Origin of the sequence: Ereboglobus sp. PH5-5 (assembly GCF_029504805.1) — a bacterium.
Taxonomy (GTDB): domain Bacteria; phylum Verrucomicrobiota; class Verrucomicrobiia; order Opitutales; family Opitutaceae; genus Ereboglobus.
In genome coordinates this window covers 163,915-179,442 of record NZ_JAQFIT010000001.1, presented here as the reverse complement: position 1 = coordinate 179,442, position 15,528 = coordinate 163,915, and the positions used below count along the sequence as shown (strand labels likewise).

General features: G+C 59.1%; 11 protein-coding genes. 2 read left to right on the top strand and 9 right to left on the bottom strand.

Annotated elements, in window-relative coordinates; all coding sequences use genetic code 11:
* Positions 1 to 17 precede the first annotated feature (17 nt).
* Complete coding sequence (locus M2103_RS00570; protein ID WP_277508049.1) at positions 18 to 1,226, top strand: ABC transporter permease; 1,209 nt, start codon at positions 18 to 20, stop codon at positions 1,224 to 1,226.
* A 10-nt stretch (positions 1,227 to 1,236) separates the two neighbouring features.
* Here the strand turns inward: M2103_RS00570 and nadB are convergent, their stop codons facing one another.
* Positions 1,237 to 2,868, bottom strand: coding sequence for an L-aspartate oxidase (gene nadB, locus M2103_RS00565; RefSeq protein WP_277508048.1), 1,632 nt, complete (start codon positions 2,866 to 2,868; stop codon positions 1,237 to 1,239).
* A 58-nt stretch (positions 2,869 to 2,926) separates the two neighbouring features.
* Positions 2,927 to 4,282 carry a H(+)/Cl(-) exchange transporter ClcA gene (gene clcA, locus M2103_RS00560; RefSeq protein WP_277508047.1) on the bottom strand — a complete coding sequence of 452 codons (1,356 nt, stop codon included), beginning with the start codon at positions 4,280 to 4,282 and terminating at the stop codon, positions 2,927 to 2,929.
* Between the two features lie 487 nt (positions 4,283 to 4,769).
* Here clcA and M2103_RS00555 point away from each other — a divergent pair, with 487 nt between their 5' ends.
* Positions 4,770 to 6,248 carry a hypothetical protein gene (locus M2103_RS00555; protein ID WP_277508046.1) on the top strand — a complete coding sequence of 493 codons (1,479 nt, stop codon included), beginning with the start codon at positions 4,770 to 4,772 and terminating at the stop codon, positions 6,246 to 6,248.
* Between the two features lie 368 nt (positions 6,249 to 6,616).
* Here the strand turns inward: M2103_RS00555 and M2103_RS00550 are convergent, their stop codons facing one another.
* The 7 genes from M2103_RS00550 to M2103_RS00520 all read right to left on the bottom strand — a co-directional run bounded on the left by M2103_RS00550 (position 6,617) and on the right by M2103_RS00520 (position 15,516).
* A complete protein-coding gene (locus M2103_RS00550) occupies positions 6,617 to 7,012 on the bottom strand; it encodes a hypothetical protein (protein ID WP_277508045.1) in 396 nt (131 codons plus the stop codon).
* Positions 7,013 to 7,014: 2 nt separating this feature from the next.
* Positions 7,015 to 9,237: a von Willebrand factor type A domain-containing protein gene (locus M2103_RS00545; RefSeq protein ID WP_277508044.1), complete on the bottom strand. Its 2,223-nt coding sequence runs from the start codon at positions 9,235 to 9,237 to the stop codon at positions 7,015 to 7,017.
* 20 nt (positions 9,238 to 9,257) lie between these two features.
* The gene (locus M2103_RS00540) at positions 9,258 to 9,800 is read right to left on the bottom strand and encodes a sigma-70 family RNA polymerase sigma factor (RefSeq protein WP_277508042.1); all 543 of its coding nucleotides are present in this window, start codon (positions 9,798 to 9,800) and stop codon (positions 9,258 to 9,260) included.
* 111 nt (positions 9,801 to 9,911) lie between these two features.
* Positions 9,912 to 11,360: a sodium:solute symporter gene (locus M2103_RS00535; protein WP_277508041.1), complete on the bottom strand. Its 1,449-nt coding sequence runs from the start codon at positions 11,358 to 11,360 to the stop codon at positions 9,912 to 9,914.
* A 53-nt stretch (positions 11,361 to 11,413) separates the two neighbouring features.
* Entirely contained in the window at positions 11,414 to 12,484 is a 1,071-nt protein-coding gene (locus M2103_RS00530) for a sialidase family protein (protein WP_277508040.1), read from the bottom strand.
* 10 nt (positions 12,485 to 12,494) lie between these two features.
* The gene (locus tag M2103_RS00525; RefSeq protein WP_277508039.1) at positions 12,495 to 13,451 is read right to left on the bottom strand and encodes a dihydrodipicolinate synthase family protein; all 957 of its coding nucleotides are present in this window, start codon (positions 13,449 to 13,451) and stop codon (positions 12,495 to 12,497) included.
* 19 nt (positions 13,452 to 13,470) lie between these two features.
* Complete coding sequence (locus tag M2103_RS00520; protein WP_277508038.1) at positions 13,471 to 15,516, bottom strand: VCBS repeat-containing protein; 2,046 nt, start codon at positions 15,514 to 15,516, stop codon at positions 13,471 to 13,473.
* Positions 15,517 to 15,528 lie beyond the last annotated feature (12 nt).

Here is a 15,528-nt window from a genome sequence, read left to right as displayed (position 1 = left end):
CCTCATTCCGCATTCAAATGACCATCCCGCTCATCATTTATCGCAGCCTGCGCCAGCACGCGCTTTCGACGCTTGTCACCGCGGCCAGCATCGCGCTGGCGACCGGCCTGCTCATGACAGTGTGGATGGTGAGGGCGCAATCGCAGCGCGCGTTCTTGGAAACCAGCACGAGTTTCGACGGCGTGCTTGCCGCGCGAGGCTCGGAATTGCAGATCGTGCTGAACGCCATTTTTCACATGGAGTCCTCGCCCGGAAACATTTTGGACGCCGACTACGAGCGCATTAAAAAGCACCCCGCGGTGAAGGCGGCCATTCCCGTCGCCACCGGCGACAACTACAAAGGCTGGCGCATCGTCGGCACAGTGCCGGAGTTGTTCACGGATGCCGAGCACACGAGCGGGACAAAATTCACGATTGCGCAGGGGAAGGTCTTTTTGCCGGGCGCGCATTCGCGCGAGGCGCTGGCCGGCAGTTTCGCCGCCGCGCAACTCGGGCTCTCCGTCGGCTCGGTGTTTCGTCCCAGCCATGGACTCGCCCATGCGCCCGATCACGAGCACGACGAGGAATACAGGGTCGCCGGCATCCTCGCGCCGACCAACACGCCCGCCGACCGTGTGATCTGGATACCGCTCGATGGCGCGCGTCACATGGCGGGGCACGCCGAGTCGTCGCGCTCGGAGTTGAGCGCGGTGCTTGTGCGGCTGCGCGCGCCGTCGGCGGGATTTGCGCTCGACCAGTATTACAACAAGCAGGGCGGGCGCCTCACGTTTGCCTATCCGACGAGCGCGATCATCGCGGATTTTTTCAACAAGATCGGCTGGTTTGACCGCGTGCTGGCGCTGGTGGCGTTTGTTGTCGTCCTGGTCGCGGCGGGCTCCGTGCTCGCGAGCATCTACGCGTCGATGAGCACGAGGCAGCGCGACATCGCGATCCTGCGCGCTCTGGGCGCCCGTCGCGGCACGGTGTTTGGCGGCGTGGTGCTGGAGTCGATGGTGATTGGCGCGCTTGGCGCGGCGTGCGGCTTTGTCGTGTATTTTGTGCTGATGACGGGCGCGGCGGAATTGATTCGCGAACAAACGGGCGTCGTCATTTCCGTGGCCGCGTGGCACGCGGTTCTGGTGTGGTGCCCGCTCGGCATGATCGCGCTCGGCGCGCTCGGCGGAATCATCCCCGCGGTAAAGGCCTACCGCGTGCCCGTGGCTGAAACGCTCTCGCCTTTGTCCTGACGCGGGGGCTTCAGGCCTTCGGCCGGCGGGGCTGCTCGTTTCTGCTGCGCGCCCGGGAGTCGCGCGCGGCTTTCAATTTTTTCGGATGGTCAACGATGGCGTGCAGCCCGCGGCTTTCCTTGCGCTGTTGCGCGCACTTCACGACGAGTTCGGCGACTTGTATCAAGTTGCGCAGCTCGAGCAGGCGCGGATCGACGGAAAAATTCCAGTAATACTCGTGCGTTTCGTGCGCGAGATTGGCGATGCGGCGCCGGGCGCGCGCGAGCCGCTTCGATGTGCGCAGGATGCTCACGTAGTCCCACATCGTGGAGCGGAGCTCGTCCCAGTTGTGCGCGATGACCACGCGCTCGTCCTCGTCGCCGCCGCCGAGGTCGCGCCACGCGGGAATCTTCGGGCTCGCGGCGCGTTTGCGTTTTTCACTTTTGAGCGCGCCGGTGTATTTGACGACGGAAAGCGCGCCGCGATGCGCGAGCACGACGGCTTCGAGCAGCGAGTTGCTGGCGAGCCGGTTCGCGCCGTGCAGGCCGGTGCAGGCCGCCTCGCCGCAGGCGTAGAGCCCGGGCAGCGAGGTTTCGGCGGAAAGATTGGTGGCCACGCCTCCGCAAGTGTAGTGCGCGGCGGGCACGACGGGGATTTTGTCGCGGGAGATGTCGATGCCGAGCGCGAGGCATGTCTCGAAAATTTGCGGGAATCGGCCGCGCAGAAACGCCCTGTCGCGATGCGTGATGTCGAGCCACACATGGGGCGCGCCGGATTTTTTCATCTCGGCGTCGATGGCGCGCGCCACGATGTCGCGTGGCGCGAGGTCGGCCATTTTGTGGTAGCGTTTCATGAACGCCGCGCCATCGGCGTTGCGCAGGATCGCGCCCTCGCCGCGCACCGCCTCGCTGATGAGAAAGCGCTCGCCTTTCAGCGAGTAGAGCGCGGTCGGGTGAAACTGGATGAACTCCATGTTGCGCACCTCGACGCCCGCGCGATACGCCATCGCGATGCCGTCGCCCGTGGCGATGCCGGGATTTGTCGTGTAGCGGTAGACCTGGCCCGCGCCGCCGGTCGAGAGCACGACGACGGGCGCGTGAAACGCCTCAACGCGGCGCTTGCGCACATTGAGCGCGTAGAGGCCGGCGATGCGATTGGCGCCGCCGAGCCGAAGCTTGGCCGATGTGACGACGTCGATGGCAAAAAAGTGCTCGAGCAGCTTGATGCGTTTTTCGTTCGCGATCGCGCGCAGCAGCGCCTCCTCGACCGCCTTGCCGGTCATGTCCTTGACGTGCAGGATGCGCCGCGCGCTGTGGCCGCCCTCGCGCCCGAGGTCGAACGCGCCCGATTTGTCGCGCGAAAACTCCAGCCCCAAGTCGATCAATTCACGGACGCGCTCGGGCCCGTCGCGGACGATTTCGCGCACGGCCTTTTCGTTGCACAACCCGTCGCCCGCCACGAGCGTGTCGCGCACATGCGCCTCGAAGTCGTCCGTTTGCGACATCACGACGGCGATGCCGCCTTGCGCGTGGTTGGTGTTGGACTCGGCCTTGTTTTTCTTGGTGAGAAGCGCCACCGAGAGGCCGGCGCGCGCGGTTTTCAGCGCAAAGCTCAGCCCGGCGATTCCGGTGCCGACAACAAGGACGTCGAAGTTATGAGTCATGGGTCAAGGTTTTCAAACAAGATGCCTTCCTAAAATGGCGCGGCAGAAAAGACAAAAATCACGCGGCGGGTGCGATTTCAGCGGACTTTTCCAGCGCGCGCAGGCGCAGCGATTCGTAGATCGGCGCGCAGTTCATCGCCTCGGCCACGCCGTATGCGATCAGCGAGCAGGTCAGCACCGGCAGCATAAAATCGTATTTTCCGGTCAGCTCGATAATCAGCACCATGCTCGTGAGCGGCGCGCGCACGATGGCCGTCAGCAGTCCGCCCATGCCAATCACCGCAAAAATTTCCGGATGTCCGACAAGCGACGGCCACACTTGGTGCACCGCGTGCCCCGTTGCGAGCCCGACGAGCGCGCCGATGACAAGCAGCGGCGCGAAAATGCCGCCCGCCGCGCCCGAGCCGAAACTCCACATCGTCAGCGCAAAACGCGCCAGCATCATCAGGGTGATGACGCCGATCACTTTGAGTCCGCCGCCCAGCGCGTGCTCGGCGAGATGCGAACCCGATCCGACTACATCGGGGCAAATCCATGCCGCGATCCCGACCACCGCGCCCGCAAGCGCGCCGATTGCGATCACGGGCCAGCGGCGCGCACGCAGACCGTCGAACCAGTCCAGGCTGCGAAGCAGCACTTTGTTGAACGCCACGCCGCCAAACCCGCACACCAGGCCGAGCACGGCGGCGAGCGGCAGCGCGGCCAGCGTGGGCGCGGCGATGCTTGGCGTGGCAAAAACAGGCGACGCGCCGAGAAGCAGACGGCACACAATGTCCGCGACAACCGACGACACAAAAGCGGCCACAAACAGCACCGGCGCAAAAACGCCGTGCAGTTCCTCAAGCACAAACATGACGCCCGCGAGCGGCGCGTTGAACGCCGCCGACAAGCCCGCCGCAGCGCCCGCGCTCATGAGCGCCTTGCGCTCGCCCTCGCCGCCGCGCACGCGAAACCACCGCGAAACCATTTGGCCCGTCGCCCCGCCCATCTGGATTGTCGGCCCCTCGCGCCCGAGCGCGAGCCCAGCGCCGATGCCGATCACGCCCGCCGCGAACTTGACCGGAATCACCCGCCACCAGCGCATTTCCGCCTGGTCGAGCATGACGGATTTTAAGTGTGGAATTCCGCTGCCCGAAGTTTCAGGCGCGAAACGGCGCACAAGCCACAAGGCCAGCGCGCACCCGGCCGCGCCGATGCCGACCGCCGCCAGCAAGCCTGCCGCCCAGTGCGCATTTTCCCGCAACCATGCAAGCGCTCCGGTGCGTCCGTGCTCCACTTGCATCAAGGTCCAGCGAAACGCGCACGCCAGCCCTCCCGACACCAGGCCGATGATCACCGCCTTCACGAGAATGTGACGGCGTTTGACTTGTTCCGTCTTCAGGCCGAATCCGGAGTCCTGTGTGATATGTCGCATGGTTTGCGCATCTTTAAAATGCGCGCCCGCGTGCGCAATATTTTGCGAAAATGTTTTCCATGCGGCCCCTCGCCCGTGCCGCGGCACAATCCGTCACCATCAACGGGCGTGTGTCACTCACGCGCGCTTTGAAGTGGAGGTGTTCACGGTGGCGATGTCACATCGTGCGTGGTTGAAGTCGGTTTTGTTTTCTTGGCGAGAGGTGCCATCGGAATGTCGATGCGCGTGGGTTTCATCGCAAAGCTCATTCAATGTCGCCAACAAAGACGTTGGAATTATGACGTCATAGATCGAGGGTTTCTAAGGAAAGACGCCTTCTTAAAATGACGCGTCAGAAGAGACAAAAACATGCGGAGGCAGCTTTATGGAGAGGTTCCAATAAACATTCTTTCAAAAACTCATTGAGAAACAAACAAGAGCGATTCATTGTTCCGGTGTTGGCTGACACAGCCTTAATGCTTTAAATCTAAATCCCCAAATAATATCCATGTCTTGCCTTTTTAAAAGTGTGCTCCGGATGCTCGTATTATTGTCCGTGCCCATGTTTGCGGGTGCGATGCTTGCCGGGTCCCCAAAAAACGCGCCGGCGCAGGAACCTTCGTTTACCAAAGTCAAGGCGCTGCCATTTCCCGACGTCGATATCAAGCAGGTGTCACTTGATCTTGATCAAATTGAAAAACAAACTGTTTTGCTTTGCCAAAAACTCGGCAATTATCCTCCCAACATCAAGGATGACGAAGACCGGCAAGCCACTTACCGCCAGTGGGCGTATCTTGTTCCGGAAGCCCGTTTGCACAACCGTGTCTCCGGCGGAAACGAGCGCACAACCCTGTTGCTCATTCAGCTCTATCGTTACGGACACAATTTGGATGTCGCGCAAAGTGGCAGTGAGGCCGCCATACTTCTTGAAGCCGCGCTCAAACAATATACGCGTTCCATTCCAATCAATTGGGAGGCTTCCTATTTTTATCTTCAAACCAATCCGGAAAATGCGCCGAAGGGTGAAGCCGCACTGCTCAAATTGAGAGAGCTGCTCGGCACGGACAAAAACCTGGATGTCGAGCGCGGCTTAGTTTTCGCGTATATATACATGCAGCAAACGGACAATCTCATCAAACAAGTCGACCACTGCCTCGCCTTGGCGCCTAACGACAAGATGCTGCGCGACATTAAGAATGCGGCGTTGAACGGGAGGCTTTTTACGAAAAAAACCGATTCTGCCCAAACTGCGGTCGCGGATGAAAAAAACAAGGCAATGCAGGATCGTTCGGACGAAAACACATGGTTTAAAAATTTTTATCGCACCCACGACACCCGGCCGTTCGCCGCCTTTTGGGATAATCTTTGCAGGGAAAAGGTATTGGAAAATTCGCAGAGCAGTTTGCCGATGATCGCTTTTCTGAGTCAGGTGATACGACGTGATCCCTCTCTTATCAAAGGGCGCATGGATAATTTTGAAAACATGTCGGGCTCCATGATGAATGCGATTGTGGCCATCCTTTGGCTGAGCGACACCGGCGAGGGACGCGCAATCCTGAAAGCCAATAACCTTGAGGAAGCGGCCGTCCGCCCTGTGCCTGAAATTTCCAGCCATGAAATCACCGATCCGAGCGCGCTTGACTTTTGCTGGGGCTGGTTTTTCGGGACGGGCGACACCGGGGCGCTCGATCCAATTATCGCCACACTTGATTATTCACGCTACGCAGGGGCGCTTGAGAAATTCAAAACCAGCAAAAAAAACGACGAGGATAGGGATGCTGCAATGAAAGAGGCAATGTTTGGTGCCGCCTTGTGGTCGCTGCAGGTCAATGGCGCGGAGGATCAAAAGATCGCTGCCTATCTTGAGAAAAATTTCCATTCGCCCGAGACGCCTGTTGCTCGCAAAACCTACATCGCCTTCATCCTCTCAAAACTCATGCCGGAGCGTTACAAATTGAATATCACCGGCACGAAAAACGATAACTAATCCGGCGTTTTTGCATCCTCTTTTAAGAACGCATTGTTGCACTTCTCTCAATGTTCATGTCGGAGGGGCAAGAGGGATGCCCCCTGATCTGAATAGTTGCTATTGTCCTCTGGGTTCTGATGCAGGTGCGGCTCTTTGCCTGCGCCATCGGTCATGTGCCAAATGTTCGATTTTTTCGAACTCATTGGTGCGAGTTTTCCGGTAATGTGTCGATTGATTCTCGCGTTCTAGGTATCGGTAAATGCAACCAGCGGTTCGCTAACAATGGTCGCCTCGTGCTCAGCTATTTTCCGCGCGTTTTTTTGAATGCCAATACCCATAACCGGCAAAGCAGAGCGCGGGCATGGGGGCAATGAGGCGAGATCGCTTCATTGTTCAAAGCTTACTTCCATCTTGGTTGCGAGTGCGTCCACACATTGCGGGCAAACATAAAGATATGCTGATGCAGGTGAGGTGTTCGAAATCTCGCATCCCCCGAAGACAATGTCTCTCGCATGGGGAAATTCTTTTTTCGCCATGCGAGAAAAACTTAAATAATTGATTTCCTTCCTCAGGTGATTGCGAAGCCATGCTTCCGGCGCCATGAGCCCGTAGATGACCGCTACTTTCTTTTTTTCCATTGCGGTGTGATGCACTTCGCACTGGTTGCTTCCGTTGGTTGTGCAATCCAAAGTGCGCCACGGGTTCGGGGCCGCCGTCCAATAGACAAAGGCCGCAAATGCAACTGTCGCCACAGTCGGAACTATGACATACAGTTTTTTCATTTTCAGTTCGTCGCGATCTGTTTGGCGCGGCGGACGAGGTCGGTGAATTCGCCGCGGCGTTCGAGCTCGGCGCCGGTTGCGCCGGTCATGCCGGGCTCGGCCCATTCGAGGACGCTGTCGTAGGTCGCCACGCCCTTGTCGGGCGAGTTGCGAAGCAGCATCGCGAAGGCGGCGACCGAACAGGTGAACTTGAAGTCGGGACTGGCCTCGTCAAATGCCGCGCCCTTGTCCTCGAGCGCGAACTCGATTTTGTCGCTCATGTCGGCACTCGGCGCCTTGTAGCGGATTTTCAGGGTGAGAAGCTCTCCCTTGAGTTCGAGCTTGGGCGTGGTGGTGACGACGGTTTGGGTCTGGTATTTGAGGGGATCGACGGTTGAAACGGGAGCGTCGGTTTCGGCGGACGTCGCAAGCGGCGCCTCCGCGGCGGATTTTGCGGGGATTACCTCGTAGAGGGCGGTGACGGTGTGGCCCGCGCCGATTTCACCGGCGTCAACTTTGTCGTTGTTGAAATCCTCTTTCGCAAGGAGGCGTTTTTCGTATCCAATAAGCCGATACGCGGCGGCCTGCGCGGGATTGAACTCGACTTGGAGTTTCACGTCCTTGGCGATGGTGACGAGAGTGCCGGCGGTTTGCTCGACGAGGAGGCGGCGGGCCTCGGCGCGGTTGTCGATGTAGCCGTGGTTGCCGTTGCCTTTGTTGGCGAGTGCCTGGAGCCGGGAGTCCTTGAGGTTGCCCATGCCGAATCCGAGGACGGAAAGGAAGACGCCGCTTTTGGCCTTTTCCTCGATCATGGTGGCGAGCTCGTCGTTGCTGGTGACGCCGATGTTAAAATCTCCGTCTGTGCAGAGAATGACGCGGTTGGCGCCCTCCTTGAGGAAGTTGGCCCTGGCAATTTCATAGGCGAGCTGGATGCCCTTGCCGCCGTTGGTGCCGCCGGTGGCGCGGAGGGCGTCGAGAGTGTCGAGGATTTTGGTTTTCTCACTCACCGCCGTGGAGGGCAGGGCGAGGTCGATCGTGTTTGCGTAGGTGACGATGGCGATGCGGTCGCTTGGGCGCAGGCGGTTGACGAGCATGCGCATGGATTCCTTCACGAGCGGGAGTTTGTTGGGTTCGTCCATCGAGCCGGAGACATCGAGCAGGAAAACGAGGTTGGCGGGCGGGCGCGAATCGTCGGCGACTTCGCGGCCCTTGATGCCGATGCGCACGAGGCGATGCTCGGGATTCCAGGGCGCGGCGGCGACTTCCATCGTGGCGGCGAAGGGCGCGCCGCTTTCCTTCGCGGGCGGCGCGTAGTTGTAGGCGAAGTAGTTTATCATCTCCTCGACGCGCACGGCGTCGGCTGGCGGGCGCTGTCCGCGATTGAGGAATCGGCGGACGTTTGTGTAGCTGGCCGTGTCGATGTCAGCGGAGAAGGTCGAGAGCGGGTTTTCAGTGGTGCCGAGAAAGCCATTGTCGGCGTAGCGGGTGTAGGATTCGGCACCGGGGTTTTGCGAAACAGCGGAGGCACCAATGCCGGGCATGTATTTCATGAATTCGCCGACAGAACCTTGAGTGAGCTCTCCAAAGGAATCAATGGCGATGGCAGTGACCACGTTATCAGCCGCGCGCTGTTCCATGATGAGCTTGGCCTGTCCGTGGCGTTCCCCAGTGACCGTGAATCGCTCCAGTGTTGCGGCTGTCTGCGCTGGTGTCGGTCGACTGGCAACGCTTGCAGGAGCACTGCTTGCCTCTTTCGCGCGGGACTCGGCTTCGACAGGCAGGGAGACATACATCGCTTGCGCTTTTTGCATGGCGAGTTTTTCCGCCTGTCGGGAATCGTGCGCCGGTTTCAGAATCGCGAAAAACGCCACTGCGAAACACGCCGTCGCCAGTCCGGCGACGAGGAAATACGGGAAGCGAAACGGTTTTTTCGCGCGCTTGCGCGCTTCTTGTGCCTCGGCTTCGCGGGCGGCGCGCCAGTCCTCGATTTGTTCGGGGGTGATGGGCGCGTTTTTTTGCTCCGTCGCGGGTTCGGCGGCGAAGACGGTTTCGAGTTGCCCGGCGAGGGCGCGGATTTCGGCGACGGCGGCTTGCGCGGCGGGGTTGCCGGCGATTTCGGTTTCGAAGACGGCGCGTTCGGCGGCGTCCATTTCGCCGAGGGCGTAGGCGGTGAGGCGCGGGTCGTCGGCGGAGAATTGGGGCGCGGGCGTGTTGTCGGAAGAGTGGTTGTTGTCGTTGTGTTTCATTTCTGTGGCTCCCGTTGGTGTTACGATTTTTGCGCGGCGAAGTCGGCGCGGAGGCGTTGCACGGCGTTGTGGATGAGGACGCCGACGTGGCTGACCGAGAGGTCGGTGATGCGGCTGATTTCCTTGTAGCTGAATCCGTTTTGGAACTTCAGGCGGATGACCTCCTGCTGGCTGGCGGGCAGGCCGTCGATGAGGCGCAGCATGGCGGTGTGGGCCTCCTCGTGCTCGAGGGCGCGGCCGGGGCGCGGATCGTCGGTTGCGACACGTTCGATCTGGCCTTCCTCAAAGCGGCTCATGCGGGCCTCCTTTCTAAGAATGTCGAGCGCGCGGTGGCGGCAGACGGTGAAAAGCCATTCGGCGAGATGTCCGTCCACCTCGCCGACCGGACGCTCCATGAGGCGCATGAAGGTGTCCTGCACGACGTCGCGCGCCCGGTCGGCGTCGCCGAGGAAACGGGTGGCGTAGCGCGTGAGCGGGCCTTGGTATTCGTTGACGATTGCGCGCGCAAAATCGTCCGCATTTGTGGTGCGTGATTGTTCATGGTTGGATGGCTCCGGTTTCATTGTTGGGGTCGGTGGATGTGTGGTGACCTTTGCCTGTTAACGCGCGACTTCACGCTTTCTTAAAAAATAATTTCAAGAAAGCAGAAAAATAAACGAAACGTGCGCGAATCCCTATGCCCCGTCGCGCTTCCTCGGCCGCGCGAACGCGGTCACCAGCAATCCCGTGAGCAGTAGCGCCGCCGTGCCAAACACGATCGTCAAAAACGAATGAAACGGGCTTCGCATCCCCTCCGGCACCCAGCCGAGCTTGGGCGAAACGCTCATCCACAAAATCACCAAAATCCCGACTGCCACGCTGATTACCCCGGCCGGCTTTCCGGCGCGGCGGCTGATGAATCCCAGGAGGAACAATCCCAGCATGCCGCCGCCGAATATCCCGGCCAGCGTCCACCACGCGTCCAACGCGCTTTTCACGTTGATCATGCCGAACGCCAGCGAGGTCCCGATTATTCCGACCACAATCGTGGAAACATACAGCACCCGCATCCTTTGCCGCTCCGTGGATGATTTGTTTATGTATCTTTGGTAATAATCATTGAGAAAAATGGTGGCCGACGAATTCAGGCTGCTCGAAATCGTGCTCATCGCCGCGGCAAAAATCGACGCTATGAGCAGGCCGGTGATCCCTTTGGGCAAAACGCTCACGATGAACCATGGGAACACGTAGTCGCTCTTGTCGGCGGCTTGATACTCAAGGGGAAGGTCGCCCGCGTGGGTGGAATAATATGCAAACAGCGCGGTTCCTATGAAAAAGAACACAGCCGAAACGGGAACATACAACAGCGCCCCCATCCACAGGCTTTTGCGCGCCTCGCGGTCGGATTTTGCGGCGTGGTAGCGCTGGACGTAGTTTTGGTCCACGCCGAAGTTTTGGAGGTTGATTACCACGCCATAAACCAGCACCACCCAAAACGTGGGTTCCGCCAGGCTGGCGCCGAAACTGCCGAGGCTGAATTTATCATGCGCCGACGCGATCTGGAACAACTGCCCCGGCCCCTCGGGCAATCCGGCCAGCATCAAAACCGCGCACACCAGCGCGCCCAGCACAAGCACGACTGTTTGCGCCGCCTCCGTCCATATCACGCCCACGATGCCGCCGATGAATGTGTATAACGTGGTGCTTATTCCGGTGATGAGAATGATCAGCCTGATATCCCAGCCGAGCAGGACGTTCATGGGCAGCGCCATTAAATAAGTGACCGTTCCCACGCGCGCCATTTGCGTGAGCAGGTAGCAGGCGCTCGCATAAGTCCTCGCCCAGCCGCCGAAGCGCTCCTCGAGGTGCGTGTATGCGGAGATGCATCCGCTGTTGCGGTAGAATGGCAGGAAATATTTCACACCAATCCACGCCGCAAAAGGAATGGAAAGGCTGAACACAAAGGAGTTCCAGTTCGCCGCGAACGCCTTTCCCGGAAGCGCGATAAAACTAATGCTGCTTATATACGTTCCCAATATTGAAAGCCCGGTCAGCCAGCCCGGCAAACTGCTTTCCGCCGCGGTGAAGCCGTCAACCGACCTGCTTTTTCGCCAGCAGGCGGCGCCGATTCCCAGCGTTGCCATGAAGTAGGCAGCCAGAACGATAATATCAAGTGATGCAAAATGACCGGAGGTTTTCACAACTTCGAAGGGTCTATGACTGTATATTTGATGCGCTTGCGATCCCATGTGTATGTGATGTGCACCAATCCGTCGGATGTTTGTATAATGGCCGGGTAGGCATAACCCTCGCGCAGGGGCTGGTCCTCCAGTGTGAGAACCGGCGTCCAGTTAATCCCGTCGTCGGAAAGCGCCAGCTTGAGCGGATGGCGCACGCCCCATCCCGAACGCTCCACACGGTGCGCCGAATGATTGTATATTAACAACTGCCGCCCGTCGGAAAGCGTGATCGCGTCGGTTCCCGAGTTCGGATTGGGCAGGGCCAGTGCCGAGAGCGGGCTCCATGTCTCGCCATTGTCGGCGGACCATGTCATGGCGATCACGCCCTGCCGGGTGCGGCAAAGCGCCTCCAGGCGTCCGTCTTTCATGAACAAAATACTCGGTTGTATCGCGTCAAACCCCGCTCCCTTTTTCACGGGACCCGCTTTGCGCCAGGTTTTTCCCCGGTCCTTTGATATTTCAAAATGCACCCGCCAGTCGGACCGCCGCGCCTCAGTGCTCGAAGGCGAAATCCATGTGCCGTCGGGCAGGACAACCGGCTTGTTTTTGATGGGACCCAAAATCCCCTCGGGCAAACGGGCCGGCTCCTCCCACGAGCGTCCGCCGTCCTTGGAAATCATCTGCATGCCCCACCATTTTTGGGGCGACGGGCCGACTTTATAATATAAGATCAAGGGCGCGTTCTTGCCGGGAGGCTGAAACAAAACCGGATTCCAGGTGGGATGGCGCGTGCCGTCGGGCTGGATGCCGTTGGCCACATTGACCGGCTCGGTCCATTTGTCATTCTCAAGACGCGACACCCAAATGCACACATCGGGATTCTTTTCCTTCGTGCCGCCAAACCACGCGGCGACCATGCCGCCCTCCGCCGTTTGGGCGATGGTTGACGCATGACACTCCGGATAGGGCGCCTCCTTGTATATAAACTCCGAGCGGAGCACGGCCGCGCCATTTTCAGCGACCATTGCCGGCGCCAGGAAAACGGCCGCCAGAAACACAACTAGTCCAACAGGGGATTTTGGGTTCATAAATTAATCCTTAAAAACATGCGTTGGTTGGGGAGGCAAACGCCATCTTGTTTTCAGCGTTGGCGCACTCCAGCCCCCACTCATTAAAGGCGGCGGAGAGATCGCGAATGATGGTGTCGTGAATGCGTTTTGACTCGGGGGAAACCCGTGCCTTGGGTTCGCCGACCGGCCGCCCGCGGGCGGCCATGCCCGCCGAGACGTTTAGCGGAAATGTGAGCCTGTCAACCATTGCGCCGGTAAACTTAATCCTGTCCGTCAAGATGCCGGGGTCTCCGGGTTTTCCCTCCTGACATATATTATATAAATCCAGCATTAAATCCGGGACAATGTTCACCAGTCCGCCTATGCAGCCAACCGCGCCCAGTTTGAAAACCTCGGCAAGCCGCGTGTCCGCTCCTGAGAACACAACATAGTTCTTTTCCTTTCCAAGCGCGACCAGCTCCTTGTGATAATCAAATTCGCCGCCGCTTTGTTTGATGCCCGCCATGTTTGCCCGGTCCGCGAATTTAGCCACGGTGTCGACATTGATTCGCGTGCCGGTCAACTCGGGGAAATTATACAAAAATACGGGCAAATCCGCGTGTTCCGCGGCGTATAAAAAGTGCGCCAGCACGTCATCCTGCGTCGAGGGATAAAACCCCGGCGGCATGATCGCCACCGCGCAAGCCCCGGCGGCACGCGCATGCCTGCCCAGCTCGCCCACAATGCCGGGGCGTATATCGCTTATATTAACAACGACTGGCAGCGGCGCCGCGCATTCGATCACGGCGGATATCGCCTCCTTCCGCTGGTCGGCGCTCATCTGCGGAAACTCGCCGGTGCTTCCGAGTGCCAGCACCCCGTGTATGCCCTTGCTTTTCAGCCAGCCGATATTGGCGGCGAGCTCGCGCTTGAGAAGGTTGCCTTCCGCATCCGTTGGCAGCCAGAGCGCCGCAAGTATGCCTTTTTTTGGGTATGAGGATGCCATAAAAATTGTATGATTTTGTTTATTCCTTTTTCAACAAGTAGAAGAATCCATCCTCCGCTCCCGCGAGCAGTTCTTCCTTGCCGTCGCCATCCCAATCCCAAGTGGCCGGGGCCGTGCTGTGGCCCGCGAGTTTTTTCGAGTCCACTTGTCCCATGTCCTCAAATATCCATTCCCCGGGCTTGGTGGCGACATTGCGATAGAAATTAATATTAACACTGTTCACGAGCAAATCCACCCGGCCGTCGCCGTCCCAGTCGGTGAAATGAAATGTGCGCCGTCCGCTTTTTCCCGCCTCGCCATAATTCATGCGCAACGCCCCGCCGGATGGCCCGTCCTTGTTGGCCGCGCCCCTGGAATCAAACTCGGACAATCCTTTCATTTTGAAAATGCGCTCACCCGGCATTACATAATGCTCGCCGTTGCGAACCACATGGCGGAACCATGCCAGGTAACCCTCGTGGTCGGGCGCCACAAGGTCCGGCACCCCGTCCTTGTCGATGTCGATCATATAAGGCGTGCAGCGCCATTGTAGCACGAGCTCGTCGCCTTTCGGATCCCACCAATTCCACGCGGGTTTTTTCGCGCCGTGTTTCCAGATTGCGCGCACGGGTTGCGCGGCGGCCAGCTTGGGCGACGTTTTGGTCCCGATGTTTTTATACCATATAATATTTCCGATGATGGAATTCACCATGATATCAAGCAGTCCGTCGCCATCCCAATCCGCCACATGTATATTGGTGTAGCCCCATTTTGATTCCGCCGGCCCTTGGATCGATCCATTATATCCGGCCATTATCAATATGGGCATGCCGTCCGCCTCGAGAAGCCGCGGAGCCGCCCAGCGCACGGGGGAACCGCCGAGGTTTTTTATAAATGCAATTTCGCCCGCGGTGTTTCCCGTCAATATATCCACACGTCCGTCACCGTCCCAGTCCGCGGCAACGGGCGTGGTGAGCACGCCGAACTTCACACTGTCCGCCTCTTGCTTGAAAAAGCGCGGCGGCTTGAACTCGGGCATGCTTTTGGCGACCGGCTTGCCGCGCGGATTGGGCTGCCATTCCGAGTTGATGACATTGCCGGTGTTCTCCATCAGGGCCACGCGTCCGTCCTCCTGCGCCACGATCAAATCCAAGTGCCCGTCCTTGTTCCAGTCGCATGCCGTGAGCACGATCATCTCCAGTGGCATCGTCAGCGGCGCGCCCCCGGCGGACAGCCGCTGGCCGGGCGCGTATTTCGGCGACTCCCGCGTTCCCACATTTTCATAAAAAGTGAATCCGTCTACAAACTCCCCGCAGATCAAATCGAGTTTTCCCGTGCCGCGAAAGTCGCCGAAAACAGGGGACGGCATGCCATAGACGTCAATGTCGCGATTATCCGCCTGCAGGCGGACCGGCTTTTCATAACGGGGCTTCGCGTTGGTGCCCTTGTTAATCATTATATATACAAATCCGTGCAGCGGCCCGTTTGTCCAGCGCCCGTTGGAATCGTATGCGTTGTCCCAGCCGTAATCCGTCCAGTCCCCGACGCCAAAAACCAAGTCCAGGGTTCCATCGCCATCATAATCCACATAACTCCACTGTTCGCCGCGAATCCGCCCGGATGTGCGGTGGATCTGCCTTGCGGTCAGCGGAAGTTTTTTCCTGTTCGCCTGCGCGAGCCCGTTTTTTATAAAATCGGGATATTCATATCCCGACGCGACCACGCGCAATCCGTCCGGTGTGTATGAGGCGGTCACATTGCCGCTGCCGGGGCCAATATAAGCCGCGGGCTTGAATATATCCATGCCGGTTTCGGCATCCTTTTTGCCCGTGTTTTCAAAATAATGGCATCCCTTGTCGGGCGAGCCTCCCGCGACGACAATCAGGTCGGGCAATCCGTCGCCGTTGCGATCACACACGACAGGCCACGCCCACAAGCCGACGCCAAGGTCGACAACCAGCCCGGGATTATTGTGCTTCAAGCGGACAAACCGGCTCGAATCATTCGCGGGTTGTGCGGACGCAAAACCGCACGACAGGCAAAGCGCGATGGCAAGGGGGAGGAACTTGGGTGCATTCATGTTCATGGCAGGGTTTTG

Excerpts from the sequence above, each read along its gene's own strand:
- M2103_RS00520 (WP_277508038.1), bottom strand. The coding sequence starts at position 15,516 with ATGAACATGAATGCACCCAAGTTCCTCCCCCTTGCCATCGCGCTTTGC.
- M2103_RS00570 (WP_277508049.1), top strand. The coding sequence starts at position 18 with ATGACCATCCCGCTCATCATTTATCGCAGCCTGCGCCAGCACGCGCTT.
- nadB (WP_277508048.1), bottom strand. The coding sequence starts at position 2,868 with ATGACTCATAACTTCGACGTCCTTGTTGTCGGCACCGGAATCGCCGGG.
- M2103_RS00525 (WP_277508039.1), bottom strand. The coding sequence starts at position 13,451 with ATGGCATCCTCATACCCAAAAAAAGGCATACTTGCGGCGCTCTGGCTG.
- M2103_RS00540 (WP_277508042.1), bottom strand. The coding sequence starts at position 9,800 with ATGAAACCGGAGCCATCCAACCATGAACAATCACGCACCACAAATGCG.
- M2103_RS00535 (WP_277508041.1), bottom strand. The coding sequence starts at position 11,360 with ATGGCAACGCTGGGAATCGGCGCCGCCTGCTGGCGAAAAAGCAGGTCG.
- M2103_RS00555 (WP_277508046.1), top strand. The coding sequence starts at position 4,770 with ATGTCTTGCCTTTTTAAAAGTGTGCTCCGGATGCTCGTATTATTGTCC.
- clcA (WP_277508047.1), bottom strand. The coding sequence starts at position 4,282 with ATGCGACATATCACACAGGACTCCGGATTCGGCCTGAAGACGGAACAA.
- M2103_RS00550 (WP_277508045.1), bottom strand. The coding sequence starts at position 7,012 with ATGAAAAAACTGTATGTCATAGTTCCGACTGTGGCGACAGTTGCATTT.
- M2103_RS00545 (WP_277508044.1), bottom strand. The coding sequence starts at position 9,237 with ATGAAACACAACGACAACAACCACTCTTCCGACAACACGCCCGCGCCC.
- M2103_RS00530 (WP_277508040.1), bottom strand. The coding sequence starts at position 12,484 with ATGAACCCAAAATCCCCTGTTGGACTAGTTGTGTTTCTGGCGGCCGTT.